The 26,316-nt window shown below is 65.8% G+C and carries 21 protein-coding genes and 5 pseudogenes; 20 read left to right on the top strand and 6 right to left on the bottom strand.

Translation table 11 applies throughout. From position 1 onward, the window contains the following. Window positions 1–45 precede the first annotated feature (45 nt). Window positions 46–714, bottom strand: coding sequence for an FAD-binding oxidoreductase (locus tag KDD17_RS16145; RefSeq protein WP_212704590.1), 669 nt, complete (start codon window positions 712–714; stop codon window positions 46–48). A gap of 36 nt (window positions 715–750) precedes the next feature. Beyond that, a complete protein-coding gene (locus KDD17_RS16140) occupies window positions 751–2,070 on the bottom strand; it encodes a mechanosensitive ion channel family protein (protein ID WP_212704589.1) in 1,320 nt (439 codons plus the stop codon). Window positions 2,071–2,149: 79 nt separating this feature from the next. Here KDD17_RS16140 and KDD17_RS16135 point away from each other — a divergent pair, with 79 nt between their 5' ends. From KDD17_RS16135 to KDD17_RS16100, 8 genes and pseudogenes are all read left to right on the top strand, one after another. Further along, window positions 2,150–2,242, top strand: coding sequence for an isopropylmalate isomerase (locus KDD17_RS16135; RefSeq protein WP_212704588.1), 93 nt, complete (start codon window positions 2,150–2,152; stop codon window positions 2,240–2,242). 69 nt (window positions 2,243–2,311) lie between these two features. After that, window positions 2,312–3,715 carry a 3-isopropylmalate dehydratase large subunit gene (leuC, locus tag KDD17_RS16130; RefSeq protein ID WP_212704587.1) on the top strand — a complete coding sequence of 468 codons (1,404 nt, stop codon included), beginning with the start codon at window positions 2,312–2,314 and terminating at the stop codon, window positions 3,713–3,715. Window positions 3,716–3,832: 117 nt separating this feature from the next. Then, window positions 3,833–4,438 (top strand): 3-isopropylmalate dehydratase small subunit, encoded by a 606-nt coding sequence (gene leuD, locus KDD17_RS16125; RefSeq protein WP_212704586.1) that lies wholly within the window; start codon window positions 3,833–3,835, stop codon window positions 4,436–4,438. Window positions 4,439–4,759: 321 nt separating this feature from the next. After that, window positions 4,760–5,599, top strand: a complete 840-nt coding sequence (locus KDD17_RS16120; RefSeq protein WP_212704585.1) for a hypothetical protein — start codon at window positions 4,760–4,762, stop codon at window positions 5,597–5,599. A 104-nt stretch (window positions 5,600–5,703) separates the two neighbouring features. Then, window positions 5,704–6,567, top strand: a complete 864-nt coding sequence (locus tag KDD17_RS16115) for an endonuclease/exonuclease/phosphatase family protein (RefSeq protein ID WP_254796829.1) — start codon at window positions 5,704–5,706, stop codon at window positions 6,565–6,567. Window positions 6,568–6,621: 54 nt separating this feature from the next. Further along, window positions 6,622–7,727, top strand: a pseudogene (leuB, locus tag KDD17_RS16110) (3-isopropylmalate dehydrogenase). Window positions 7,728–7,826: 99 nt separating this feature from the next. Beyond that, window positions 7,827–8,813, top strand: coding sequence for a DMT family transporter (locus KDD17_RS16105; RefSeq protein WP_212704584.1), 987 nt, complete (start codon window positions 7,827–7,829; stop codon window positions 8,811–8,813). A 36-nt stretch (window positions 8,814–8,849) separates the two neighbouring features. Continuing rightward, entirely contained in the window at window positions 8,850–9,938 is a 1,089-nt protein-coding gene (locus tag KDD17_RS16100; protein WP_212704583.1) for a cupin domain-containing protein, read from the top strand. Here the strand turns inward: KDD17_RS16100 and KDD17_RS19335 are convergent. The 3 genes and pseudogenes from KDD17_RS19335 to KDD17_RS16090 form a co-directional block, all read right to left on the bottom strand. After that, window positions 9,935–10,227: pseudogene (locus tag KDD17_RS19335) on the bottom strand (sensor histidine kinase). The gene KDD17_RS16100 and the pseudogene KDD17_RS19335 sit on opposite strands and share 4 nt — an antisense overlap. A 548-nt stretch (window positions 10,228–10,775) precedes the next feature. Continuing rightward, window positions 10,776–11,384 (bottom strand): hypothetical protein, encoded by a 609-nt coding sequence (locus tag KDD17_RS18935; RefSeq protein ID WP_254796826.1) that lies wholly within the window; start codon window positions 11,382–11,384, stop codon window positions 10,776–10,778. Then, complete coding sequence (locus tag KDD17_RS16090; RefSeq protein WP_212704582.1) at window positions 11,381–12,115, bottom strand: response regulator transcription factor; 735 nt, start codon at window positions 12,113–12,115, stop codon at window positions 11,381–11,383. Before KDD17_RS16090 ends, KDD17_RS18935 begins: the two co-directional genes overlap by 4 nt. A 212-nt stretch (window positions 12,116–12,327) precedes the next feature. On the opposite strand from KDD17_RS16090, the gene KDD17_RS16085 reads away from it, so the two are divergent. The 12 genes and pseudogenes from KDD17_RS16085 to KDD17_RS16030 all read left to right on the top strand — a co-directional run bounded on the left by KDD17_RS16085 (window position 12,328) and on the right by KDD17_RS16030 (window position 25,139). Further along, window positions 12,328–13,572: an ABC transporter substrate-binding protein gene (locus KDD17_RS16085; protein WP_212704581.1), complete on the top strand. Its 1,245-nt coding sequence runs from the start codon at window positions 12,328–12,330 to the stop codon at window positions 13,570–13,572. A 59-nt stretch (window positions 13,573–13,631) separates the two neighbouring features. Next, window positions 13,632–14,504 carry a carbohydrate ABC transporter permease gene (locus KDD17_RS16080; RefSeq protein ID WP_212704580.1) on the top strand — a complete coding sequence of 291 codons (873 nt, stop codon included), beginning with the start codon at window positions 13,632–13,634 and terminating at the stop codon, window positions 14,502–14,504. Next, window positions 14,497–15,387 carry a carbohydrate ABC transporter permease gene (locus tag KDD17_RS16075; RefSeq protein ID WP_212704579.1) on the top strand — a complete coding sequence of 297 codons (891 nt, stop codon included), beginning with the start codon at window positions 14,497–14,499 and terminating at the stop codon, window positions 15,385–15,387. The genes KDD17_RS16080 and KDD17_RS16075 overlap by 8 nt, the downstream gene beginning before the upstream one ends. Before the next feature lie 215 nt (window positions 15,388–15,602). Beyond that, window positions 15,603–16,703: an ABC transporter ATP-binding protein gene (locus tag KDD17_RS16070; protein ID WP_212704578.1), complete on the top strand. Its 1,101-nt coding sequence runs from the start codon at window positions 15,603–15,605 to the stop codon at window positions 16,701–16,703. Then, complete coding sequence (locus tag KDD17_RS16065) at window positions 16,704–17,588, top strand: glucokinase (RefSeq protein ID WP_212704577.1); 885 nt, start codon at window positions 16,704–16,706, stop codon at window positions 17,586–17,588. Between the two features lie 84 nt (window positions 17,589–17,672). Further along, on the top strand, window positions 17,673–18,503 hold the full coding sequence (locus tag KDD17_RS16060; protein WP_212704576.1) for an FAD binding domain-containing protein: 831 nt from the start codon (window positions 17,673–17,675) through the stop codon (window positions 18,501–18,503). Beyond that, window positions 18,500–21,234 (top strand): annotated as a pseudogene (locus tag KDD17_RS16055) (molybdopterin-dependent oxidoreductase). The gene KDD17_RS16060 and the pseudogene KDD17_RS16055 overlap by 4 nt, the downstream one beginning before the upstream one ends. After that, window positions 21,231–22,711 (top strand): annotated as a pseudogene (locus KDD17_RS16050) (6-hydroxynicotinate reductase). Before KDD17_RS16055 ends, KDD17_RS16050 begins: the two co-directional pseudogenes overlap by 4 nt. Continuing rightward, complete coding sequence (locus KDD17_RS16045; protein WP_212704575.1) at window positions 22,711–23,553, top strand: UPF0280 family protein; 843 nt, start codon at window positions 22,711–22,713, stop codon at window positions 23,551–23,553. Before KDD17_RS16050 ends, KDD17_RS16045 begins: the two are co-directional and overlap by 1 nt. Continuing rightward, window positions 23,546–24,127: an amino acid synthesis family protein gene (locus KDD17_RS16040; RefSeq protein WP_212704574.1), complete on the top strand. Its 582-nt coding sequence runs from the start codon at window positions 23,546–23,548 to the stop codon at window positions 24,125–24,127. Before KDD17_RS16045 ends, KDD17_RS16040 begins: the two co-directional genes overlap by 8 nt. Continuing rightward, the gene (locus KDD17_RS16035) at window positions 24,124–24,708 is read left to right on the top strand and encodes an amino acid synthesis family protein (RefSeq protein WP_212704573.1); all 585 of its coding nucleotides are present in this window, start codon (window positions 24,124–24,126) and stop codon (window positions 24,706–24,708) included. Before KDD17_RS16040 ends, KDD17_RS16035 begins: the two co-directional genes overlap by 4 nt. Next, entirely contained in the window at window positions 24,708–25,139 is a 432-nt protein-coding gene (locus KDD17_RS16030) for a MarR family winged helix-turn-helix transcriptional regulator (protein ID WP_212704572.1), read from the top strand. Before KDD17_RS16035 ends, KDD17_RS16030 begins: the two co-directional genes overlap by 1 nt. Here KDD17_RS16030 and KDD17_RS16025 read toward each other — a convergent pair. Next, window positions 25,136–26,298 (bottom strand): annotated as a pseudogene (locus KDD17_RS16025) (amidohydrolase family protein). The gene KDD17_RS16030 and the pseudogene KDD17_RS16025 sit on opposite strands and share 4 nt — an antisense overlap. Window positions 26,299–26,316 lie beyond the last annotated feature (18 nt).

The raw sequence follows: 26,316 nt of genomic DNA, 5'->3' as shown, positions 1-26,316 counted from the left end.
ACTACCCCAACGCGAGATTTCAACGATGCTGCGATGCGGCGCAGATCACCAGCCTTCTTCGGTGACGATCTTGTCCTCATCCGCGCCAAGCGCACGGAGCGCGTCACGAATATCATCCACAAACGCCTGCGGGCCACAGATATAGAATGTCTGGCCAAAATCGCTGACATGCGCCTTGAGGAAGTCCTGATCGACGACCTGTGTCTCGACACCTGCGTCCTTCTGGTCGGTGACGGTAAAGACTGTGCGCAGCCCCTCCATACGCTTCCATTTGTCGCGCAGGATGATGTCCTTCTCCGTCTCGTTGGTAAAGATCAGGGTGCAGTCCATCTGCCCCTTGGCGTCGTGCGACTCGAGAATCGGGATGAACGGCGTGATGCCCGCGCCTGCCGCGATGAACACGCCGGGGCCGTGATCGGTGATCGCGCCGAAGGGCTCGGTGATCTCCACCTCGTCGCCCGGCTCCATCATCGCCATTTGCTCGGTCACGCCGTCGTGGTCGGGATAGCTCTTGATCACGAATTCCAGCGCGTTCTCATCGGGCAGCGAGGTAAAGGTGAACGGACGCCCCTCGTCCTTCCAGCCCTCTTTCAGCAGTGTCAGCTCCGTCGCCTGTCCGGGTTTGAAATCCAGATTGGCGGGCCGCTCGAACACATAGCGGTGGGTGTCGGGGGTCAGTTGTTCCTTGGCTTTCAGCTTCAGTGTATGGGTCATTGGGATCTCCTTTGAGGGGACAACCCCGCCCGGCACTCAACCGTTCCCGTCCTCCAGCATCCGCACCTCGCGCTGCGGGAAGGGGATCGAGATGCCGTGCTCCTGAAACGCATCCCACAGCGCCAGATAGACGTTGCCGCGAATGTTGGTCAGCCCGCCGGTGGGATCGCGGATCCAGAAGCGCAGGATGTAATCGACGCTGCTGTCGCCAAAGCCCACGATATGACACACCGGCAGCTTGGGATGGTTCAGCACCCGGTCCACGCCCGCCGCCGCATCAATCGCCAGCTTGCGTACCTTGTGCGGATCGTCGCCGTAGGCCGTACCGAAAAAGATATCGAGCCGCACAAAATCGTTTGAGTGGGACCAGTTCACCACCTGCCCGGTAATCAGGTCCTCGTTCGGGATCAGGTATTCCTTCCCGTCCCGCGTGACCACGGAGGCATAGCGCGCGCCCAGCGTCTGGATCCAGCCGAACGTCTCGCCAAGCGAGATCACGTCGCCCGGCTTGATCGACTTGTCGAGCAGGATGATCACCCCCGACACAAGGTTCGACACCACCTTTTGCAGACCAAAACCAAGGCCCACACCGATCGCACCCGACAGTACCGCAAGCCCGGTAAGGTCGATCCCCACCGCCTTCACGCCCAGATAAAAGGCGATCCCGTACATCGCCAGCTGCACGCCCTTGACCGCCAGCACCTGCATCGAGGGGCTGATATCCTCGTTGCGGCGGATCGTGCTGGCCGTTGCCTGGCTGGCAAAGCGCGCCAGCGTGATCAACAGCCCGATCACCACGATCGCGGTGATCAGCGTCAGCAGCGACAGCCGGAAATCCCCCAGCTCCAGCGCAAGCCCGTCCATGAACGCCGCCACATCGTCAGAGACATTCAGGAAGTAAAGCGTGGCATAGATCCACAGCGCCCAGGTCACGATCCGCCGCAACGGACGGTTGCGCACCAGCTGCGCGGCAAAGGCGATACAGACCCAGACAAACGCCAGCGTCGCCGCCAACCCAATGAGATACGACCGCGACGGCCAGGTAATCTCCTGCATGATCGCATAGACGATGCCCGCCAGCGCCGCGAACCACATCAGCCCCAGCCGCCGCTTGAGCTGCACGATGACCCGCAGCTGCCACTTGGCCCAGCCCTCGCGCGAGCGTACCCAGCGCTGCAACAGATTACCGCTCGACCGGTGCAAACCCCAGCTGACAATCGCCAGCGCCAGAACGATCAACACCTGATTCTGCCGCCAGCCGGGTTCGATCACCCCGGAAAAGAACGCGGTGGCATTCGTCCACAGCGCCTGAAGGGTCACCAGAAACTCGGCAAAGGGGTCGACGGGATCTTCCATAGGTGCTCCTTGCATCTGCGCGACACCATAGCGCGCACGCGGCTTGCGGCAAACGGTCATCCGCTGTATTCACCGGCCCATGACCCATGTCTTTGATCAGACCGACCGCGCCCGCCTGCCGGACCGCTTTTTCGGCGCCACGCACAGCGTGCTGGCCCGGCTAGTCGGCTGACCCGCCCGCATCCGCGCGCGCCCCGTTTCCAAACAGATACCACATATCCAAATAGGGAGAGGACCAGCCATGTCCCCCAAAACGCTCTACGATAAAATCTGGGATGCCCATGTCGCGCACGAGGCCGACGACGGCACCTGCCTTCTGTATATCGACCGCCATCTGGTGCACGAAGTCACCTCGCCTCAGGCCTTCGAAGGGCTGCGCATGACGGGCCGCACCGTGCGCGCCCCCGACAAGACAATCGCCGTGCCAGACCACAACGTGCCGACCACACCGGGCCGTGACGACCCCAAGAACATGACCGAGGATTCGGCCATTCAGGTCGCCGCCCTCGACACGAACGCCAAGGAATTCGGCATCCACTACTACCCCGTGTCCGACGTGCGCCAAGGCATCGTGCACATCGTCGGCCCTGAGCAGGGCTGGACCCTGCCGGGCATGACCGTGGTCTGCGGCGACAGCCATACCGCCACTCACGGTGCCTTTGGCGCGCTGGCTCACGGCATCGGCACGTCCGAGGTCGAGCATGTGCTGGCCACGCAAACGCTGATCCAGAAGAAATCCAAGAACATGAAGGTCGAGATCACCGGCAAGCTGGCGCCGGGTGTGACGGCCAAGGATATCGTGCTGACCATCATCGGCGCGACCGGCACCGCCGGCGGCACCGGCTACGTCATCGAATACTGCGGCGAGGCGATCCGCGATCTGTCGATGGAAGGCCGCATGACCATCTGCAACATGGCGATCGAGGGGGGCGCACGTGCGGGCCTGATCGCGCCGGACGAAACGACATTCCAGTACTGCAAGGGCCGCCCCCACGCGCCCAAGGGCGCCCAGTGGGAAGCCGCGCTCAACTGGTGGAAAACCCTCTATTCCGACGATGATGCGGCATGGGACAAGGTGCTGACCATCCGCGCCGAGGACATAGCACCCACCGTCACCTGGGGCACCTCGCCCGAGGACGTTCTGCCGATCACCGCCAGTGTGCCCGCCGCCGACAGCTTTACCGGTGGCAAGGTGGGCGCCGCCCAGCGCGCGCTCGACTACATGGGCCTGACCGCGGGCACACCCCTGCGCGACGTCGAAATCGACACCGTGTTCATCGGGTCGTGCACCAATGGCCGCATCGAGGATCTGCGCGCCGCCGCCGCGATCCTGAAGGGCAAGAAGATCGCCGTGAAACGCGCGATGATCGTGCCGGGCTCCGGCCTCGTGCGCGCGCAAGCCGAAGAGGAAGGTCTGGCGGACATCTTCAAGGAGGCCGGTTTTGAATGGCGCCTTGCGGGCTGTTCGATGTGTCTGGCGATGAACCCCGATCAGCTGGCGCCGGGAGAGCGCTGCGCGGCCACGTCCAACCGCAACTTCGAGGGCCGTCAGGGCCGCGGCGGGCGCACCCACCTGATGAGCCCCGCAATGGCCGCCGCCGCCGCCGTCACCGGCAAGCTCACGGATGTACGCGAACTGATGTAGGGCCACGCCGGTCCCCTCGCCCGCCCGCACGGGCAGGGGGCCGATCACATATCGTATGCACGTGCGGTGCACATCCTGTGCACGGCGATCATACCCCAGATACCGGAGTTTCCGACCATGGAAAAATTCACCACCCTCAGCGGCATCGCCGCCCCCATGCCCCTGATCAACATCGACACGGACATGATCATCCCCAAGCAGTTCCTCAAGACGATCAAACGCTCGGGCCTTGGCGTTAACCTCTTTGACGAGATGCGCTATGACGACGACGGCAACGAAATCCCCGATTTCGTGCTGAACAAACCCGCCTACCGGGACGCCCAGATCATCGTCGCGGGCGACAATTTCGGCTGCGGCTCCAGCCGCGAACATGCGCCTTGGGCCATCGCCGATTTCGGCATCCGCTGCGTGATCTCCACCAGCTTTGCCGACATCTTCTACAACAACTGTTTCAAGAACGGCATCCTGCCCATCGTGCTCCCCGCCGAGCAGGTCGAGGCGCTGATGAAGGACGCCGAAAAAGGCGCCAACGCCCGCATCGAGGTGGATCTGGAAAAACAGGAAGTCACCTCCTCCGAGGGCGAAACCTATAGCTTCGAGCTGGACGCCTTCAAAAAGCACTGCCTGCTCAACGGTCTCGACGATATCGGTCTGACCATGGAAAAGGTCGCGTCCATCGACACATTCGAGGCAGAAGCCGCGCAAAGCCGCCCCTGGATCTGATCCAGCCGGCAAAAACACCCAAGGGGTCGGCCCGGCGCCGGCCCTTTTTTCGTGCGCACGCGCCGTTTGTGGTTAACCCCACCACACACACAACATCTTGCAGCCGCCGCATTTTTGCCCGCGAAATGATGCAAGTTCGCACCACCCCCTCCCTCAAAATGCCCGGCCAATCCGGTTCAGTCACTTTACGGACTTGAGCAATAAGGCGAAAGAAGGCACGATTGTGACAGCAATGAGGCAGGCCTTCCCACCCCGAAGGCATCAAGTTGGAACAAGCACGCGGCACTGTATCGCGGCTGGCCAGTTTGAAGGGAATAGAATGTGATTACTCGTATGGCGAGCGCCGCACTGCGCGGCGTTTTTGTGGCCTTGATGATCCTGACGCCGGCGCTCACGCTGCCCGGGATGGCAAGCGATTCGACGCAGATCGTGATCCTCGTGGCCCTGCTGGCCGCCGTGCTGACCTTTGTCGAATACAACTCCGTCTTTCCCAGCATCGTCGAATTCCGCGACGCGGCCCCGTTCAACCGCCTGCGTTTCTTTGCCCTTTTCTTTACCGTCCTGCTGGTCAGCCTGATCCTCAAGGGCATGACCGATCCGACACCGCTGACAAATGCCCTGACCAATTTCGGCAAGATGATTGGCAACGCGATTGATTTCCCCTTCTCGCCCGTGCGGCTGATGGTGCTGATGCTGCCCGACGACGCGCCCGCGCAGACGGTCGAATTCATGCGCACCGCCGCCGGGCTGGCCTATGTAATCTCGCTCTTTGCGATGGCGCAGTTCCTGATCCTCGTGCGCATCCTCAACTGGCCCGCCAAATCCGGTGCGTTCAATGTCTGGGTCAACCTGCCCCTTTTTGACCCCACCGCAGGCGGTGACGTGCTCGAGCGTCTGCAACGCGATGCACGCGTGAATATCGCGCTGGGTTTCCTGCTGCCGTTCCTTGTGCCCGCAGTGGTCAAGATGGCGTCGGATCTGCTAGACCCGATCACACTCGCAAATCCGCAAACCCTTATCTGGACAATGGCAGCATGGGCCTTTCTTCCCGCCAGCATCATCATGCGCGGCATCGCCATGGGCAAGATTGCCGACATGATCGAGCAAAAGCGCCGTCAGGCCTATGCCGACGCGGAAGAGATCGGCTTGCAGCCGGCCTGATCGCCGCCTTCCTGACGGGTGCCGCCAATGCAGAGCCGCTGCGCATCGCCACCTTCAACGCCGAACTGTCGCGCAAGGGTCCGGGCCTTCTGCTGCGCGACACATTGCGCGGACAGGACGCACAGATCACCGCCGTTCTGGCCCTGATCGCCCAAGCCGCCCCCGACATCATCGCCCTGCAAGGCATCGACTTTGACGCCGAGATGCGCGCGCTGACCGCGCTGCGCGATGCGCTGGCCGCACGGGGGCACGACATGCCCCACGCCTATGCCCTGCCCTCTAACGCGGGGCTGGCCAGCGGCCTTGATCTCAACGGCAACGGGCGGTTGGGCGACGCAGACGACAACCACGGCTACGGGCGCTTTACCGGCGCGGGCGCCATGGCGCTGCTGTCACGCCACCCCATCGACCGCGACGCCGTGCAGGATTTCACGCCGATGCTCTGGCGCGATCTGCCCGGGCACCTCTACCCAACCGACGGCAACACCCCCTTCGCGGGCACCCGCGCCTTTGCCGCGCACCGCCTGTCATCCAAAGGGCACTGGAGCGTGCCCGTCGACACCCCCCAGGGGCCGGTTACCCTCTGGACATGGCACGCCACGCCGCCGGTCTTTGACGGCCCCGAAGACCGCAACGGTCGCCGCAACCACGACGAGGCGGCATTCTGGCTGTCCCGTCTGGGTACCACCGACGCGCCATTGGTCCTGCTGGGCACGGCCAACATCGACCCCGACCGCGGCGAGGGGCGTCCCGCCGCGATCACCTCCCTGCTGACCCACCCGCGCCTGCAAGACGCCCACGGCCCGGCCCCCACCGCCGATTTCCGCGATCCGTCGCCGGGTGATCTGCGCGTCGATTACCTGCTGCCCTCGACCCACTGGCGCATCACCGATCACGGGCGGCTCACCGATCCCGAGGCCAGCCGCCACGACCTGTTGTGGGTCGATCTGGAGCCCGCCGATCCTTGACCGCCCGGCCCACGCGCGCTACGCCGCGAGGGACATTTTTCAAGGAGCATCCGCATGGCCAATCCCACCCTTCTGATCCTCGCCGGCGACGGCATCGGCCCCGAGGTCATGGGCCAGGTCACCCGCGTCATCGACTGGTTTGGCGCCAAGCGCGATCTTGCCTTCGACGTCGAACACGACCTCGTGGGCGGCGCGGCCTACGACGCGCACGGCACCCCCCTGCACGACGACACGATGGCCAAGGCGCTGGCGGCGGATGCCGTGCTGCTCGGCGCCGTGGGCGGGCCGAAATACGACGACCTCGATTTCTCCGTCAAACCTGAACGCGGCCTGCTGCGCCTGCGCAAGGAGATGGACCTGTTTTCAAACCTGCGCCCGGCGCAGTGCTTTGACGCGCTGGCCGATTTCTCATCGCTGAAGAAAGACCTCATCGCCGGGCTCGACATCATGATCGTGCGCGAGCTGACCTCGGGCGTCTATTTCGGCGAGCCGCGCGGCATCCATATCGAAGACAACATGCGCGTGGGCATCAACACCCAACGCTACACCGAAGCCGAGATCGAGCGTGTCGCACGCTCCGCGTTTGAGCTCGCCCGCCGTCGCAGCAACAAGGTCTGCTCGATGGAGAAGGCCAACGTGATGGAAAGCGGCATCCTGTGGCGCGACGTCGTGAACGAAGTGCACCAGGCGGACTACGCCGATGTTGAGCTGAGCCATATGTACGCCGACAACGGCGCCATGCAGCTGGTGCGCGCGCCCAAGCAGTTCGACGTGATCCTTACCGACAACCTCTTTGGCGACATCCTCAGCGACTGCGCGGCGATGCTCACCGGCTCGCTGGGCATGCTGCCCTCGGCGTCGCTCGGTGCGCCGGATGCCAACGGACGACCCAAGGCGCTGTACGAGCCCGTGCACGGCTCCGCCCCGATATCACCGGGCAGGGCAAGGCGAACCCGATCGCCTGTATCCTCAGCTTTGCCATGGCGCTGCGCTATTCCTTCGATCAGGGCGACGAGGCCGCGCGCCTTGAGGCCGCGATTGAAAAAGTGCTCGCCGATGGTGCCCGCACCGCCGATCTGATGGGCGCGGAAGGCGGCACGCCGATCTCGACCACCGACATGGGCGACGCGATCCTCGCCGCCCTCGACGCAAGCCTCTGACCCGCGCCCCCCGCGCCGGATCTGCCCAAATGCCGGGCGGTCCGGCGCGGAACATCCATTTTGCGTGCCTGCCGCGCCACGCTCCCTTAGGCTCACCGCATGAGCGATCCCACGACCCCTCCCGCCGCAAAACCCCTTCAGGGCATCCTGATGGGGCTGTTGGCCTTTGCCGTCTACGCCACACATGACGCGGCGATCAAAACCCTCGGCGGGGTCTACGCGCCGTTCCAGATCATCTTTTTCGTGGTGCTGTTCAGCTTTCCCTTCGTCACGCTGATGCTGTTGCGCAGCGATACAAAAGACACGCTGCGCCCGCACCTGCCCCTCTGGACGGGGGTCCGCACCGCCGCCGTGGTCATCGGCGGCTTTTGCGCCTTCTACAGCTTTTCGGTGCTGCCGCTCACGCAGACCTACGCGATCCTCTTTGCCACGCCGCTGATGATTACCCTGCTGTCGATCCCGATCCTGGGCGAAGTCGTACGCCTGCACCGCTGGTTTGCCGTGCTCTTGGGGCTTGCGGGCGTGATGGTGGTGCTGCAACCCGGCTCGGCTGTATTCGGGCTGGGCCATTTGGCAGCTCTTGTGGCCGCCTTCTGCGGCGCGCTCAGCGGCGTGGTCATGCGCAAGATCGGCGGGGTCGAGCGGCGCGAGGTGCTGCTGCTCTACCCGCTGCTGGCGAATTTCGCCCTTATGCTGTGCATCCTGCCATTCGTCTACGTGCCCATGCCCCTGCGCGATCTGGCGCTGGTGCTGTTTGTCGCCGTGCTGGCCGTGGTCGCCATGTCGCTGCTCATCCGCGCCTACGCGCTTGCCGACGCGGCCATCGTCGCACCCATGCAATACAGCCAGATCCTCTGGGCCGCGTTTTTTGGCTGGCTGCTGTTCGATACGGTCTCAACCGCGACGACCTTTATCGGGGCGGGCATCATCATCGCCTCGGGCGCCTATATCGTGCTGCGCGAGACCCGAGGCAAGTCGTCCAATCAGCCCGTTCTGCGCACCCTCAACCGGCGCCCCGAAATGGGCGGCGCACCCCGCGTGGGACTGGTGATGGACGCCGATCCGGTTGAGCCCGCGCGCGAATGATGGCACCGTCCCCGCGACCCCAGCGCGGAGACACCCATGCCCCAGCCCCCTCTCGCGGAATTCCTGCTGCCCACAGACGAGCTGCGCGATGATCTGCCATTCTTCACCAAAACGCTCGGCATGCGGCTTGAGACGATTTTTCCCGCCGATGATCCGTCGGTCGCCAGCTTTTCCGGTCATGGCATCCGCCTGCGCATCGAAAAAGGCGCCGATGCCGCCCCCGGCCACCTGCGCATCCTCACCGACGATCCCGACAGCTTTGCCGGCGGCGCGCGGGAGCTGACCGCTCCAAACGGCACCCGCATCACCCTCGCCCCGCTGACCCCGCAGGTCGCGCGGATCGAGACACAGCACGAATTCGCCGTGCGCCGCCTCGCGGACGAGGCGCCTTGGGTCATCGGGCGCGCGGGCATGCATTACCGCGATCTGATCCCCTCGCGGCTGGGCGGCTCGATCATCGCCAGCCACATCCGCATCCCCGACGGCGGCCCGGTGCCCGACATGGTACATTACCACACGGTCGGGTTTCAGCTGATCTTTTGCTATCGCGGTTGGGTCGACGTCCTGTACGAAGATCAGGGCGACGTGATGCGCCTGCACGCCGGCGATTGCGTGACCCAGCCGCCCGGCATCCGCCACCGCGTCGTCGAAGCCTCCCCCAACATCGAGGTGATCGAGATCGGCGTGCCGGCCGAACATGTCACCACCATCGACCATGATTTCACGCTGCCCAACGGGGTGGGCGATCCCAACCGCGAATGGGACGGCCAGACCTTCGTGCACCACACCAAGGACGCGGCGACCTGGACGCCCTTCCGCCTCCCGGGCTTCACCGCCCGCGACACCGGCATCACCAAGGGCACCAAGGGCATCGCGGGCATTCAGGTCGTCCGCCGGGCCGAGGGCGAAACCCGGCCCTTCACCCACGACGCGGATATCCATTTTACCTTTGTGATGGAGGGCACGATGACCCTGCACGCCGACGGCCACGCGCCCCGCACGCTCGAGGCCGGGGATGGATTCGTGATCCCACCGGGGCTGCAGGCCGCCTACCGCGACGCCTCCGCTGATCTGGAACTGCTCGAGGTCGCGCTGCGCGGCGACTATACCACCACGCTGCGCTAACTGCGCGCCAGCGTCAGCCGGGCGGCCACGCCGCTGGCGGTATCCTCAAACGACAGGCTGCCGCCGTGCAGCTCCGCAATGGTCGCCACGATGGTCAGTCCAAGGCCGTAGCCCTCGACCGTCGCCGTGTTCTCGCCGCGCTGGAATGGCGCCATCAGCGCCTCGATCTGCGCGGCGGAGGTCTCCGCCCCTCGTCCTCTACCACAATCGTGGCCGTGCGCGCGTCCGTCTCCAGCGCCACCGTGGCGCGGCGCCCGTATTTGAGCGCATTGTCGATAAGGTTGCTCATCGCGCGCTCCAGCGCGACGGGGCGGCCCATCACCGTCACCTCCCCCTCGCGGGCGAGCGTCGCCTGCCCCTGCCGCGACATGAACACCGACGCACCGCCCCGCACCACCACCTGCGCAGGCGCGCGGAACGTCACCGGGCGGCCCACATCGGCGTAATTGGCGATCACCGCGTCGATCAGCGCCGACAGCGACAGCCGCCGGGGCGCTTCGGAGTTCATCTCGGCCCTTGTGTAGGTCAGCACGCTTTCGATCATGCCGGTCATGCTGTCGATATCGGCCTCCAGCTTGGCGCGCAGCTCTGCATCCTCGATCAGCGCCGCGCGCAGGCGCAGCCGCGTGGCGGGCGTGCCCAGATCATGGCTCACCCCCGACAGGATCGCCGCACGACGGGCGAGTGCTGCGCGCTCGTCCTCCAGCTGGGTGTTCACCGCCGTGACGATCTGCTGCAATTCGCGCGGGCCGGGGGAGGTATAGCGCTCCGGCCCCCCCAACCGCCGCCGGTTGCGCAGTGCGTCGGCAAAGCTGGTGAAATCCGCCGCGAGGTTCATCAGCAACGTGACCAGCACCGCCAGCCCCACCGCCGCCAGCACCGCCGCAGGCAGGCGCAGATCGGCGGGGCGGCGTCACAGCCCCAGACAGCAGCGGCCTCGACCCGCACCCACGGGCCGCGCCCCAGCTGCGCGATCACCACCGGATCAGAGCAATAGGAGGCCAGCGTGCGAAACACCGCCCCCGTCGTCTCTGCCGCTGTCTGGCCCGCGCGGTTGGGCAGATCGGCCAGTGGATAGACCAGATCGGGCGACAGGATCACCATCGTCAGCGGCGCGCCCGTGCGGGCGTTCGCGGCATCCGCCAGCACCGGCACAAAGGTTTCGCGCGCCGCGCGCGGCACGCCCGAGATGTCGCGAAACCGCCCCGCCCGCGCCAGCGCGCGATCCGCATCGGACAACAGCGCAACCGATACACCCTTGGCCTGCGCCGTGCCGTTCTGCAAACCGGTGTAGAACAGCACACCGGCGTTGTAGGCACGCGCCTGATGGGCACGCCACTCGGCATTGGACTGCATCCAGATCCAAACGACCGCCCCGCCCAGCAGCGCAGCGGCAAAGGCGAGCGTCTGCGTCCACACCCGCAGGCTCAGCGGCCTTGCGATCATGCCTCCGACACCGTCACGTCAGTGGCAAAGACATAGCCGACCCCGCGCTCGGTGCGCAGGATCTGCGGGTCGCGCGGGTTGACCTCGATCTTGGCGCGCAACCGGCCTACCAGCACGTCGATGGCGCGGCCCTGCTGCTCTGCCCCCTGCCCGCCTCCGTCCCCGTCGAGGGTCACGGCGATCTCTTCGCGCGTCAGCGGGATGCGCGGATTGGCCAGCAATGTGCGCAGCAGCGCCGTCTCGCGCCGCGACAGCGTCACCAGCACATCCGACGGCGACAGAACCTCGTCACGCTTGGCGTCATAGGTCCAGCCAGCGAAACGGTAGGTGCGCGTCGCCCGCCGGTGCACCAGCGACGAAGCCCGCCGCGCCCGCGCCAGCACCGCCTTGATCCGGGCCAGCAACAGATCGGGGTTGAATGGCTTGGCGATGTAATCATCCGCGCCGACCTCATAGCCCCGCATCCGCTGCGCGTCCGCCGACAGGGCCGACACCATGATAATCGGCACGTCCTGCTCGGCCCTCAGCCGCGCGCAGATCTGCAATCCGTCCTCATCGCCCAGCATCACGTCGAGCAGGATACAATCCACCCGCCCCTCAGCCAGATGCGCGTCCACCTCCGCCCCGCTGGCCGCAGGCAGCGCAATCGCCCCATTGCGGCGCAGATATTGCGTCAGCATCTGCCGCACGTCAGAATCGTCATCGACAACAAGGATACGGGGGATCGCCACGGTCGCGGGCTCCTCAGCGGCTCGGTCCGCGCAGTATGTAACATCCTGCAACAGAATCGAGACCTTTGTAACAAGCTGTAACGGGACGCCCGATTTTATCCCTGCACCCGGCGCAACCCCGCTCTGCGCCCCTTGCAGGGCGCGGGTACAATCGTTGAGGGTATTGCCACCGGTCCCACAAAAGAGGGGACCACTTTCTGGGAGGAAACCACATGAAAACCTACATCCTCAGCGCCGTCTCCGGGCTCGCGCTTGTTGCCGCATCTGCGGCCATTGCAGACCCCGAAGCCGAAGTGCTGCACTATTGGACATCCGGCGGTGAGGCAAAATCCGTCGCCGTCCTGCAAGAAGAATTCGCCGCCAATGGCGGCACCTGGACCGATATGCCCGTCGCAGGCGGCGGCGGTGACGCGGCCATGACCGCCCTGCGCGCCCGCGTTCTGTCGGGCAACGCGCCCACTGCCGTACAGCTCAAGGGCCCCGCGATTCAGGAATGGTACGAGGAAGGCGTGCTCGCCGATATCTCTTCGGTGGCCGAGGCGAACAATTGGGACGCCGTGCTGCCCGCCTCCATCGCCGGTCACATGAAATGCGAAGGCACATGGTGCGCCGCCCCGGTCAACGTGCACCGCGTCGACTGGATCTGGGCCAACGCCTCCGTGCTCGAAGCCAACGGGATCGAGATGCCGACCACATGGGATGAATTCAACGCCGCCGCCGAAAAGCTGCAGGCGGCCGGCATCATCCCGCTGGCCCACGGCGGGCAGGCCTGGCAGGACGCGACCGTGTTCGAAGCCGTAGCGCTCGGCATCCTTGGCCCCGACGGGTATCGCAAGGCATTCGTCGATCTCGACATGGACACGATCAAATCCGACGAGATGAAAGCCGTCTTTGACCAGATGCGCACCATGCGCGGCTTTGTCGATGACAACTTCTCGGGCCGCGACTGGAACCTGGCCACCGCCATGGTGATGAACGGCGAAGCGGCGTTTCAGATCATGGGCGACTGGGCCAAGGGCGAATTCATGGCCGCGGGCAAAGCGCCGGGAGAGGATTTCCTCTGCGCCTCCACCCCCGGTGACGGCTTCCTTTATAACGTCGACAGCTTTGCGATGTTCAACGTCGACGGCGAGGACAAGAAAGCCGGTCAGGAACTGCTGGCCAAGCTGGTCGTGGGCGAGAACTTCCAGGAGGTATTCAACCTCAACAAAGGCTCGATCCCCGCACGCACCGACGTGTCGCTCGATGCGTTCGACCAATGCGCAACCCTGTCGGCGTCAGACATGAACGCCAGCTCCGAAGGCGGCTCCCTGCTGCCAAGCTATGCCCACGGCATGGCCCTGCGCGGCGCACAGGCCGGTGCGATTACCGACACGGTCACGGCGCATTTCAACTCCGACATGAGCGCGGATGACGCGGTCAACATGCTGGCGGACGCAATCGCCAACAGCATGTAAGACCCCCTTCCTCCCCCGTGCACCCGCGGGGGAGGAAACCCCTTCTTCGGAGAACTCCCGTGCTCAAATGGCTAGAGACCCACACCCCCAAAATGGTGCTGGCCCCGTCGTTCATCGCCGTGCTCATCTTTGTATACGGCTTCATTGCGTGGACGGGCTGGGTCTCGCTGACCCGCTCGCGGCTGCTGCCAAAGTACGAGATCGACGGACTCATCCAATACGACCGCCTCTTTGCCTCCCCCCGTTGGGATACCGCATTCGGCAATCTGTTCATCTTTGGCGCGCTGTTTATCGTGATCGCCATGGTGCTGGGGCTGGTCCTCGCGATCCTGCTCGATCAGAACATCCGCACCGAAGGCGCGCTGCGCACGATCTACCTCTATCCCATGGCGCTTTCTATGATCGTCACCGGCACCGCGTGGAAATGGATTCTCAACCCCGGTCTGGGCCTTGAGGCCACCGTGCAGGGCTGGGGGTTTGAGACCTTCTCCTTCGACTGGCTCGTGGACCCCGACATGGCGATCTACACCGTGGTCATCGCCGCGATCTGGCAAAGCTCGGGCTTTGTGATGGCGCTGTTCCTCGCCGGTCTGCGCTCGGTCGATACCGAAATCATCCGCGCCGCACAGGTCGATGGCATCCCCACGTGGCGCGTCTATACCGCGATCATCCTGCCCTCGATGGCACCGATCTTTCTGTCGGCCTTCATCGTGCTGAGCCACCTTGCGATCAAAAGCTTTGATCTGGTGATCGCGCTGACCGGCGGCGGCCCCGGCTATGCCACCGATCTGCCCGCTACCTACATGTACGCCATGGCGTTTTCACGCGGCGATCTTGGCCAAGCGGCCTCTTCGGCGATGGTGATGATGCTCGTCGTGTTCGCCATCGTGGTCCCTTATCTTTATTCCGAGCTGAGGTCCAAGGATGGCTGATATCTCCACCCCCGCCCCGCGCTCCGGCACCGGCGCCCGCATCGCCCTGCGCTGGACGCTCTATCTGCTGCTGTGCCTGTTCGCGCTGTTCTATCTGATGCCGCTCTTCGTGATGATCACGACCTCGATCAAAAGCCTCGACGAAATCCGCACCGGCGACCTGATCGCTTTGCCGCGCGAGGTCACATTCGACGCCTGGCGCACCGCGTGGTCGGGGGCCTGCACCGGCATCCAATGCGAAGGCGTGCGGCCCTTTTTCTGGAACTCCGTGCTGATCGCGATCCCGGCAGTGGCGATCTCGACCCTGATCGGCGCGCTCAACGGCTATGTCGTGGCGCAGTGGCGCTTTCGCGGGGCCAACCTGTTCTTTTCGCTGATGCTGTTCGGCTGCTTCATCCCGTTTCAGGTGGTGCTGCTGCCCATGGCGCGGGTGCTGGGGATCATGGGCATCGCGGGTACCATCCCCGGCCTGATCTTCGTGCACGTCATCTATGGGCTGGGGTTCACCACGCTGTTTTTCCGCAACTACTACGTCACCATCCCGGCCGAGCTGACCCGCGCGGCCAAGGTCGACGGCGCGGGGTTCTTCCGCATCTTCTGGTCGATCTTCCTGCCGCTGTCGCTGCCGATCATCGTGGTGACGGTCATCTGGCAATTCACCCAGATCTGGAACGATTTTCTGTTCGGTGTGTCGTTCTCGCAGGCAGGCACCCAGCCCGTCACCGTGGCGCTCAACAACATCGTGAACTCCACCACGGGGGTGAAGGAATACAACGTCGACATGGCCGCCGCCATCATCGCCGCCCTACCCACCCTGCTGGTGTATGTGGTGGCCGGCAAATATTTCGTGCGTGGTCTCACGGCCGGCAGTGTGAAGGGGTGAGCCATGTCTTTTGCCCGCAAAAGTGAAAGGCGCCAGTGGCGCGTTTCAAATAGCGAACGCGGCGGGCAACTGCCCGTCGCCGGGGTCCGCTACACCGCCCCACCCCATACCGCGCCTGCCACGCCTCACTGCGATCAAGGCCCCACCTAATGCCCGCAATCCCGCGCACACCCCAGAAATCTCCCGCCATGTCCCCGCCAAAAAGGACCGCCCCGATGCCCCCAATCCTCGACATCCAGAACCTCTACAAAAGCTACGGCGCCACCGAGATCCTCAAGGACATCAATGTGGCGATCGATCCGGGCGATTTCCTCGTGCTCGTCGGCCCGTCGGGCTGCGGCAAGTCCACGCTGCTGAACTGCATCGCCGGGCTGGAGCCCATTTCCGGCGGGCGGATGAGCATCGACGGACGCGACATGACCCACGTCAGCCCCAAGGACCGCGATATCGCGATGGTGTTCCAGTCCTACGCGCTTTACCCGACGATGACGGTGGCCAAGAATATCACGTTTGGCATGAAGGTGCGCGGCGTCGATGCCGCCACCCAGGCGGAAAAGCTCGCCTACGTCGCCCAGCAGCTCCAGATCGAACCGCTGCTGAACCGCAAGCCGGGTCAGCTGTCGGGCGGGCAGCGCCAGCGGGTCGCCATGGGCCGCGCGCTGGTGCGCGACCCAAAGCTGTTCCTTTTTGACGAGCCGCTCAGCAACCTCGACGCAAAACTGCGCGTCGAGATGCGGACCGAGATCAAGGCCCTGCACCAGCGCCTCGGCGCGTCGATGGTCTATGTGACCCACGACCAGATCGAGGCGATGACCCTTGCCACCAAGATCGTCGTGATGAAGGGCGGCGTGATCCAGCAGATCGGCACCCCGGCGCAGATCTACAACACGCCCGCGAACCTCTTTGTCGCGGATTTCATGGGCAGCCCCGCGATGAACCTCATCCCCGCCACGACCCGCGCCAACGGCAACGGCACCCACATCGAAATCGCACGGCCCGGCGCCGATCCGGTCGTGCTGGTCGACGCTCAGGCCCGCGATCTGCCGCGCGACGTGATCGTGGGCGTGCGCCCCGAAGACATCGCCGACGCCGCCAGCACCCGCACCGGCGCGGACGCACAGGAGGCCGAGTGCCTGATCGACATCGTCGAGCCTGCGGGCGCCGACACCTACGCCGTGCTGCAACTGGGCGGCAAACACGTCACCGCACGGCTGCATTCGGAAACCACGGCAAAACCGGGGGCGCCGCAACGGCTCGCCTTTGATCTGGGCAAGGTTTCGTACTTCTCACCCGACACCGGCCTGCGGCTGAACTGAATGGCGCGGCTGGTTGCGGATGTCGGTGGCACAAACACGCGAGTGGCGCTTGGCACGGCGGCCCCGCGCAGCTTTCGCAATGCCAATTGGCCCGATCTTTATGCACTGCTTGGCACCTTTCTGGACGGGCAGGACGCACCGGATGAAATCGTCATCGCCGTCGCGGGCCCGGTCCGCGGCACGCAGGCCCGGCTGACCAACCGTGATTGGCGGATCGACTCGGGCGCGCTCTGCGGCCGCTTTGGCGCCCCACGCGCGCATCTGCTCAACGATCTTGCCGCCCTCGGCCACGCGCTGCCCGGCCTGCCGCCCGCCGCGCTGCACGCCATCGACGGCGGCACGCGGCCCACCGCCGACATGCAGGCGCTCGTCGTGGGCATTGGCACCGGCTTCAACGTCAGCCCCTGCATTGTTCAGGCCGGACACGTCACCTGCCCCCCGGTCGAGGCGGGCCATGTCTCGCTTCCCGCGGGCATCCACGCTGCGCTCGGCATCGACCCGGCCCCGTTTCCCACGGTCGAATCCCTGTTTTCCGGCGCTGGCTTCACCCGCTTTTGCCGCGCGCATCTGCAAGATCCCGACATCGACGGCAAGCGCGTGATAGCGGGCGTGGCAGACCCCGATCTGGGCGCCGTAGCAGAGCATTACGCCACTCTGCTGGGCCACCTTCTGCGCGATCTGTCACTCGCCTACCTCCCCCGGGATGGGCTGTTCCTCGCGGGGAGCGTGGCGCGCGCGCTGATGAATGTGGCAAGCACGCCCTGCCGCGACGCCCTGCACCAACCCATCTCGCTTGAAGGCTTCGCTGCGCCACCGCTCTGGACAATCACCGATGATAGCGCCGCATTACGCGGCTGTGCATCCTTCCAATTCTCTCCCAGCTAGCCACGCCACGGGAAAATTGTTGACATAAAGCGGCGCCTCCGTAATCTCATTAGCATACTAATGATATTGTGAGAGCCGCGCCCCGTGTCCTATCACCGCCCCCACGCCCTTGCCGACGCCCTCGACATCGCGGCCACGCCTGCCATTACGGTCGTGGCGGGCGGCACCGATGTGTATCCGGCCGCACGGCAGGGCCGCCCCTTTGGCACGATCCTCGACATCACGCGGGTGCAAGGGCTGACGGGTATCACCCAGGACGACGGCGGCACCCGCATCGGCGCCGCCACCTCCTGGAGCGATCTTGTGCGCGCCGATCTGCCACCCGCCTTCGACGGGTTGAAATGCGCGGCGCGACAGGTGGGCAGCGTGCAGATCCAGAACGCCGCGACGCTCGCAGGCAACCTGTGTAACGCCTCCCCCGCCGCCGACGGCGTGCCGCCGCTGCTCACCCTCGACGCGTCCGTCGAAGTGGCAAGCGCCGCGCGCGGGTCGCGCCGCATTCCGCTGGGCGATTTCATCCGCGGCGTGCGCCAGACCGCGCTCGCCCCGGACGAGTTGCTCACCGCGATCCACATCCCCCAACCACCCGAAGGCGCGGGATCGTGTTTCGAGAAACTCGGCAGCCGCCGCTATCTGGTGATCTCCATCGCCATGGTCTCGGCGCTTGTGGCGGTCGATGGCAATGGCCGGATCACCCACGCCCGCATCGCCGCAGGCTCCTGCTCGGCCGTGGCGCAGCGTTTGCCCGCGCTCGAGGCCGCCTGCCTTGGTCAGCGCCCCCACGACATCACCGTTAATTCCGATCACCTCGCGCCGCTTTCGCCCATCGACGACGTGCGCGGCTCCGCCGCCTACCGGCGCGACGCCGTGGCGACCCTGTGCCAGCGCGCCATTGCCCGGAGCGTTCCCGCATGAACAAGATCACCACCATCCCGCAGCTCACGTTCACGCTCAACGGCGCGCCCGTCACCGCCGCTCCCGTACCGGGCGAACGCCTGTCGGAAACCCTGCGCGAAACCTGCGGCGCGCGGGACGTCAAGATCGGCTGCAACGCGGGCGATTGCGGCGCCTGCACCGTACTGATCGACGGCGCGCCCGTCTGTGCCTGCCTGACCCCCACCCATCAGGCCGAGGGAGCACGGATCGAAACCCTCACCGGCCTGCACGCGGATGACCCCACGGCACAGGCGCTTGCCGCGCGGTTTGCCGATCACGGCGCCGCGCAATGCGGGGTCTGCACGCCGGGCATGATGGTCTCGGCCACGGCGCTGCTGCGCGAGATGCCACAGCCGACCGAGGCCCAGGTGCAGGACGCGCTCGGCGGGGTGCTGTGCCGCTGCACGGGCTATCGCAAGATCATCGACGCGATCATGGACCGCCCCGCCATCACGAGCATGGACGGCGCCGTGGGCCAGCCCCTGCGCCGCGTCGACGGCACCGACAAGATCAACGGCAGCGAACGCTTCAGCGACGACATTGCCCCGCCCGGCACGCTCGAAATCTTTGTGCTCCGCAGCCCGCACGCCTGCGCGTCCTTCATCTTGGGCGATCTCGACGCCTTTGTCGCCGCCACGCCGGGGATCGAGGCGACGCTGACCGCCGCCGACATTCCGGGCCGCAACCTGCACGGCGTCATCCCGCAGTTTGTCGATCAACCCGTGTTCGCCGTGTCCGAGACGCGCTTTCGTGGCGAAGCCGCAGCCGCCGTGATCGGCACCCCCGAGGCGATCCGCGCCTTTGACCCCGATAGCTTTCCGCTGACTTGGACCGAACTCCCCGCCGCCTGCGACATTCACAGCGCCCGCACGCCTGAAGCCGCGACCCTGCACGAGGGCCGCGCGGGCAACGTCATGTGCGGCGGCCGGGTGCAATGTGGCGACGCCGACGCGGCACTGGCCGCCGCCGATGTCACCGTCGAGGGGCATTTCACCAGCGGCTTTGTCGAGCATGGCTATATCGAGCCCGAGGCAGGCTTTGCCCGGATGGTCGGCGACCGGATCGAGCTGCACGTCGGCACGCAGGCCCCGGTGATGAACCTCGACAGCCTCGTGGACATCCTCGCCATCGACCGCGCGCGCATCCGCATCGTGCCCACCGCCGTCGGCGGCGGCTTTGGCTCCAAACTCGATATCTCGCTGCACCCCTACCTCGCGCTCGGCACGCTGAAAACCGGCAAGCCGGTGCGCCTGACGTATACCCGCACCGCCTCGATGCAGAGCACGACCAAACGCCACCCGTCCGACATCCGCCTGCGCATCGGCGCCACGGCAGAGGGGCGGATCAGCGGCTTTGCCTTTGACGGCGATTTCGACACGGGGGCGTATGCCAGCTGGGGCCCGACCGTGGCTAACCGCGTGCCGGTGCATGCCTCCGGCCCCTACCGCATTGCCGACTACCGGGCCAACTCCACCGGTGTGCACACCAACAACCCGCCGGCCGGCGCCTTTCGCGGCTTTGGCGTGCCGCAATCGGCGCTGGCGCAGGAGCAGCTCTTTGACGTGCTGGCCGACAAGCTCGGCATCGACCCGCTGGAGTTCCGCCTCATCAACGCGCTCGACAACGGCACGCCCACGGTCTGCGGGCAGGTGTTCGATCAGGGCGTCGGCATCCGCGCCTGCCTTGAGGCCTTGCGCCCCGCGTGGCAGACTGAGAATGCCGCAGCGGAAGCCTTCAACGCCGCCAACGACACCCTGAAACGGGGCGTGGGCATCGCGGGCGGCTGGTACGGCTGCGGGAACACCTCGCTGCCCAACCCCTCGACCATCAAATGCGGCGTGCGCGCCGATGGCACGCTGGTGCTGCATCAGGGCGCGATGGACATCGGGCAGGGGTCGAACACCGTCATCAGCCAGATCTTTGCCCAGGCGCTTGGCGTGGCGGTCGGCGATATCGCCCGCATCGGCCCCGATACGGATGTGACCCCCGACGCGGGCAAAACCTCCGCCTCGCGGCAGACCTTCGTGACGGGTGCCGCCGCCCTGCGCGCCGCGCAAAGCCTGCGCGCGCAGATCCTCAAACGCATGAACGCCGCCGATGACGCCACGCTGCGCGTGGCCGCCGGGCGCATCATCGCCACCGATGCAGCAGGCGACAAAACGCTGGACCTCGCCCCCTGCCCACGGATGCCGACGGCTACGCCTTCACCGCAACGGAATCCTACGATCCGCCAACCCTGCCCATGGATGAAAACGGTCAGGGCAGCCCCTACGCGCAATTCGGCTACGCCGCCCATCTGGCTGTGGTCGAGGTCGATACCGCGCTCGGCACCGTTACTCCGCTGAAGTTCACCGCCGCGCATGACGTAGGTCAGGCCATCAACCCGCTGCTTGTCGAAGGGCAGGTGCACGGCGGCATCGCGCAGGGCCTCGGCATGGCGCTGATGGAGGAATACCTGCCCGGGCGCACCGAGAACCTGCACGATTACCTCATCCCCACCATCGGAGACATCCCGCCCATCGAGACCCTCATCATCGAAGAACCCGACGCCCACGGCCCCTTTGGCGCCAAGGGGCTGGGCGAGCATGTGCTGATCCCCACCGCCCCCGCGCTGCTCAACGCCATCGCGCGGGCGACGGGCGCGCGCATCGCTGACGTGCCCGCAACCCCGGCCCGCGTGCGCGCCGCAATCAAGGCGCTTCACTCATGAACGAAATGCCAAAGCCCGAAAAGATCCGCTGTGACGCCTGCCCGGTGATGTGCTTTATCGCCGAGGGCAAATCGGGCGCCTGCGACCGCTACGCCAACCACGGCGGCGATCTGGTGCGCCTCGACGCGCTCACGATCCTTGAGGCCGAAGGCCAGCGCATGGTCCCCTTCCTCAAGGACGGCGGCACCGAAAACTGGGACGGCGATATCGTCAAGGGCGACCGCCCCTTTGTCACCGCCGTGGGCGCCGGCACCACCTACCCCGATTACAAACCCGCCCCCTTCATCGTCAGCCAGGAAATCGAGGGCGTCGATATGGTCACGGTCGTGACCGAGGGGATCTTTTCCTACTGCGGCGTGAAGGTGAAAATCGACACCGACCGCCACATCGGCCACGAACGCGATGTTGTGCGCGTCGATGGCGAACCCATCGGCCATGTGATGACGTCCGAGTATGGCTCAAAAATGCTGTCGCTCGGCGGGGTCGAACACCTCACCGGCGGGACCAAGAAAGAGGGCCGCGTGACCTGTGACGCCCTGCTGAAACTGTGCAACCGCGAACCGGTCGCGATGACCATCGGCGCGGAAGGGCACACCACCGACCTCACCGTGCAGGCGGGCCGTGCGCCCATCATCAACGGCGCGCCCGAGCGTCTGATGCGCGTCGGCTGCGGCTCCGCCACGATCGGGATGTTCGCGAAACAATGGATGGGCCACGCCGACGACGTGGTGGTCGTGGACGATCACATCACCGGCGTGCTCTCCGAACACGAGGCCGGCAAACAGCTCGACGTGCCGCCCACGGGGATCAAGATCAAGGGCCGCCGCTCCACCCCCGGGCGGTATTTTCAGGTGGCAGAGCCGGGCACCGGCTGGGGCGGCACGGATGTGGATGACCCGCTCACCATCCTCGGCCCGTTCAATCCCAAAATCGCGTGGGAGGGGCTGCGCCTGCTGATGGTCTCCACCACCGGGGAGCAATTCGCCTACTACGAGCTGGACGCCGATCTGGTGCCGCAGCCGCACGACATGCCCACAGCCCTCAAACGCTCCACCGATATCATTGCGGAGAATTGCGAGCCTTCGGTCTGCTCGGTCCTCTTCATGGGTGGCGCGGGCGGCAGCCTGCGCGCCGGTGTCACGGAAAACCCCGTGCGCCTTACCCGCTCGGTCAAGGATAGCCTGACCCATGTGTCCTGCGGCGGGGCCGAGGCCTATGTCTGGCCCGGTGGCGGCATCACCGTGATGGTCGATGTGATGGACATGCCCACGAACTCCTTCGGCTACGTGCCCACCCCGGCCCTTGTGGCCCCATCGAATTCACCCTGCGCACCAGCGACTACGGCACGCTGGGCGGCCACATGGACGAGGTGCGCGCCGTCACCGATCTGGGCACCGCCGAGACCCGCAAACTGCGCCGCAGCGCGCAGGAGCATGACCCGATGGACCCGCAACACTACCGCTGGTCAAAAAGCTGATGCAGGCGACGGCGGCCCTCCTGCCCTGCGGCCAACGCCTGCACCTGCACCACGGCCCGATTGATCTGATTATCGGCGCCGAGGGCGACCGCGCGCGCGCTTTTGAGGCGGCACAGGCGCGCTTTGCCAGCGTCCTGACCGAACTTATGGCAGAGCTGCCCCTGCTGCGCACCGCCACCTCCGCGCCCCGCGCGCGCGGCGCCATCGCCCGGCGCATGCAAACCGCCGTCGCCCCGCTGGCGCCTTTCGAGCCCGTCACCCCCATGGCCGCCGTCGCGGGCAGCGTCGCCGAGGAGATCCTCGCCGCCATGACCACCGCCGCCGACCTCACCCGCGCCTACGTCAACAACGGCGGCGATATCGCGATCCATCTGACCCCGGACGCGCAATTCACCATGGCCATGGCCGCCCACGACGGCGCGGGTCTGGGCCGCATCCGGATCACCCACGCCGATCCCGTGCGCGGCATCGCCACCAGCGGGCGGCACGGGCGCAGCCACAGCCTTGGCATCGCCGATAGCGTCACAGTGCTGGCCGCCACCGCAAGCGTCGCTGACGCCGCCGCCACCCTCATCGCCAACGCCGTCGATCTGCCGGGCCACCCGGCGATCCGGCGCACTCCCGCCAACCAGCTCACCGACGACAGCGATCTGGGCACCCGCCCGGTCGTGACCGGCTGCGGTGCTCTGACCCCCGCCGAGATCGACCGCGCACTCACCAATGGCGCCGCCCGCGCGCGCGCCATCCCCCATATCGCCGCCGCCAGCTTGCATCTGGCCGGTCAGTCCCGCACCATCGGGGCGCGCGCCCTTATTCATCAAGAAAGCCCGGAACATGCCTGACACCCAGCTGCGCAAGACCATCCTCACCGTCGAGGAGGTCTTTCACGAAAACGGCCCCGCCCCCGAAGCACCGCTCCTGCGGGGCGCCATCGTGGCCGTGATCAAAAACCCCTACGCGGGCGCCTATGTGGCGGACATCCAGCCCTTCATGGACGATCTCAAACCGCTGGGCCTGCTGATGGCGACCAAACTCGCCACAGCCCTCGGCGGGGCAGACCGCATCGAAGGCTACGGCAAAGGCGCAATCGTCGGCGAGGCCGGGGAGATCGAGCATGGCGCGCTCTGGCACGCGCCGGGCGGCTACGCCATGCGCGAGCTGCTGGGCGATGCCCGCGCCATCGTGCCCTCGACCAAGAAGGTCGGCGGCGTTGGCGCCCGGCTCGACGTGCCGATCACGCATATCAATGCTTCTTACGTGCGCGGACATTTCGACGCGATGGAGGTCGGCTGCAACGACGCGCCGCGTGCCGATGAAATGGCCGTGGTGCTGGTGATGACCACCGGCGCGCGCATCCACAACCGCGCGGGCGGTCTGGACGCCGCCGACATTACGGGCGAGGATGGCCTGAGATGAAAGCACAGATCCGCAAAATCGCCGTCACGGTCGAGGAAACCCATATCGAGATGGGCCGCCCCGTCACGCCGCCCACGCGCAAGGCCGTGGCCGTGGCCGTCATCGCCAATCCCTTCGCGGGCAGCTACGCCGAAGACCTCACGGACCTCATGGACATCGGCGCCGAGCTGGGCGCGCTGCTGGGCGAGCGCTGCGTGCAGGCGCTGGGGATCACGCCCGCGCAGGCCCAAAGCTACGGCAAATCCGCGATGGTGGGCGAGCGCGGCGAGCTTGAGCACGCCGCCGCCATCCTGCACCCCAAACTGGGCGCCCCCCTGCGCGCGGCGGTCGAAAAGGGCGCGGCCCTCGTCGCGTCCTCGAAAAAGATGGGCAGCCCGGGTCAGGTGCTCGACGTGCCGCTGGGCCATAAGGATGCGGCCTATGTGCGCAGCCATTTCGACGGGATCGAAGTCCAGCTCAACGATGCCCCCCGCGCGTCCGAGATCATGGTCGCCGTCGCCGTCACCGACAGCGGCCGCCCCCTGCCGCGCGTCGGCGGTCTGACCCACGAAGAGGCGCAGGGCACGGACGGTCTGCGCTGATGGACGGGACGCGGCCACACGGCGACTACCGGCTCGACGATCAGATCGGGTTCCTGCTGCGGCTGGCCAGCCAGCGCCACGGGATCATCTTTCAACGGCTGATGCGTGACGGGCTGACGCCCACACAATTCACCACCCTCATCCGCGTCTCGGAAGAGGGCGAGATCTCGCAAAATCATCTGGGCCGTCTGGCGGCAATGGACGTGGCAACGATCAAGGGCGTCGTTGACCGGCTCAAACGCAAGGGCCTGCTGCAAACCCGTCAGGATCCCGGCGACAAGCGCCGCACCTCGATCTCGCTGACCCAAGCGGGCCAAAGCCTCATCGCAGAGCTGACCGCCATCGGCCACAGCATCAGCGATGAAACCCTCGATCCGCTCACCGCGCAGGAACGCGCAACGCTCGTGGCGCTCCTGCGCAAGATTACCTAGACGACTTCGGGAAACCGCATCGCGGGCGGCGTGTTGCGGCTGCGGGTGCTGGTCACCCTGCCGTCGATGATGGTCATGCCGACGCCGGGCAGGTTCCCCTGCGCGACCGATTCCAGCATGGTCTTGCCGGGGCTGTGCTGCGCCTGATCCAGCAGCACAAAATCCGCCGCCATCCCCGCTTCGATCAACCCGGTATCCAGATTGCGCTGCCGTGCGGTGTTGCCGTTGCCAAAGCAGAACGCCTGCTCGGCCTTCACATTGCCAAAGGCGGCGACCATCGCGATCATCCGCAAGATCCCCAAGGGTTGCACCCCCGATCCCGCAGGCCCGTCGGTGCCCAGAATGACCTGATCCAGCTTGCCCAGCTCGCGCGCGGTATTCACACACAGGATCGCCGCGCGCTCGTTGCCGTTGTGCACAATCTCAAACGCCGAAGAACACCCCTCGCACAAACAGACGATCTGATCGTCGGGCAGTGCCGTATGCCCGCCGTTGATGTGGCCGATCACGTCCGTGCCCGTCTCCATCACCATATCCGCGTCGATCAACCCCGATCCGGGGATCGACGGGCCGCCGGTGTGGATCGTGCTCTGGATGCCGTATTTGCGCGCCCAGCTGACCATCTGCTGCGCGGTCTTGCCGTCCTTGACCGAGCCTAGCCCGACCTCGCCCAAAAGCGTCACGCCCGCGTCGGCCAGATCCTTGAAATCCTGCTCTTCCATCCCCGTCTCGATCACCGGGGCGCCGGCGTGGACCTTCACGCCAGAGGGGCGGAAATTCTCGTACCAACGCTGCGAGGCAATCGCCATCGCCTTGAGCCCGACGATATCCTTGGGCCGCCCCGGCATATGCACCTCCCCGGCGGAGATCAGCGTGGTAACCCCCCGTGCAGCGTGCTGTCGATCCAGTGCAGCTGTTGCTGGCGTGGGGTGTAATCGCCCACGACAGGATGCACGTGGCTGTCGATCAGACCGGGGGCGAGCGTCACGCCCTTGGCATCCACCACCGTCGCGGCCCCCTCGCAATCGAGATCCTTCTCATAGCCCCATTCGGTGATCTTGCCCTCCACCGCAATCAGGCAATTGCCGTCGAAAATCGGCTCCTCGAATTTGCCCGACAGGATCATGCCGATATTCTTGATGACCAGTTTGTCGCTCATGGTGTTCAGTCCTCTTTG

The organism is Sulfitobacter albidus (assembly GCF_018200035.1).
In the GTDB taxonomy this organism is placed as follows: Bacteria; Pseudomonadota; Alphaproteobacteria; order Rhodobacterales; family Rhodobacteraceae; genus Sulfitobacter; species Sulfitobacter albidus.
This window is presented reverse-complemented; position numbering and strand designations above follow the sequence as displayed.

Coding starts and splice junctions, on each gene's coding strand:
- KDD17_RS16145 (WP_212704590.1), bottom strand. CDS start 714: ATGACCCATACACTGAAGCTGAAAGCCAAGGAACAACTGACCCCCGAC.
- KDD17_RS16140 (WP_212704589.1), bottom strand. CDS start 2,070: ATGGAAGATCCCGTCGACCCCTTTGCCGAGTTTCTGGTGACCCTTCAG.
- KDD17_RS16135 (WP_212704588.1), top strand. CDS start 2,150: ATGACCCATGTCTTTGATCAGACCGACCGCGCCCGCCTGCCGGACCGC.
- leuC (WP_212704587.1), top strand. CDS start 2,312: ATGTCCCCCAAAACGCTCTACGATAAAATCTGGGATGCCCATGTCGCG.
- leuD (WP_212704586.1), top strand. CDS start 3,833: ATGGAAAAATTCACCACCCTCAGCGGCATCGCCGCCCCCATGCCCCTG.
- KDD17_RS16105 (WP_212704584.1), top strand. CDS start 7,827: ATGAGCGATCCCACGACCCCTCCCGCCGCAAAACCCCTTCAGGGCATC.
- KDD17_RS16100 (WP_212704583.1), top strand. CDS start 8,850: ATGCCCCAGCCCCCTCTCGCGGAATTCCTGCTGCCCACAGACGAGCTG.
- KDD17_RS18935 (WP_254796826.1), bottom strand. CDS start 11,384: ATGATCGCAAGGCCGCTGAGCCTGCGGGTGTGGACGCAGACGCTCGCC.
- KDD17_RS16085 (WP_212704581.1), top strand. CDS start 12,328: ATGAAAACCTACATCCTCAGCGCCGTCTCCGGGCTCGCGCTTGTTGCC.
- KDD17_RS16075 (WP_212704579.1), top strand. CDS start 14,497: ATGGCTGATATCTCCACCCCCGCCCCGCGCTCCGGCACCGGCGCCCGC.
- KDD17_RS16070 (WP_212704578.1), top strand. CDS start 15,603: ATGCCCCCAATCCTCGACATCCAGAACCTCTACAAAAGCTACGGCGCC.
- KDD17_RS16065 (WP_212704577.1), top strand. CDS start 16,704: ATGGCGCGGCTGGTTGCGGATGTCGGTGGCACAAACACGCGAGTGGCG.
- KDD17_RS16045 (WP_212704575.1), top strand. CDS start 22,711: ATGCAGGCGACGGCGGCCCTCCTGCCCTGCGGCCAACGCCTGCACCTG.
- KDD17_RS16040 (WP_212704574.1), top strand. CDS start 23,546: ATGCCTGACACCCAGCTGCGCAAGACCATCCTCACCGTCGAGGAGGTC.
- KDD17_RS16035 (WP_212704573.1), top strand. CDS start 24,124: ATGAAAGCACAGATCCGCAAAATCGCCGTCACGGTCGAGGAAACCCAT.
- KDD17_RS16030 (WP_212704572.1), top strand. CDS start 24,708: ATGGACGGGACGCGGCCACACGGCGACTACCGGCTCGACGATCAGATC.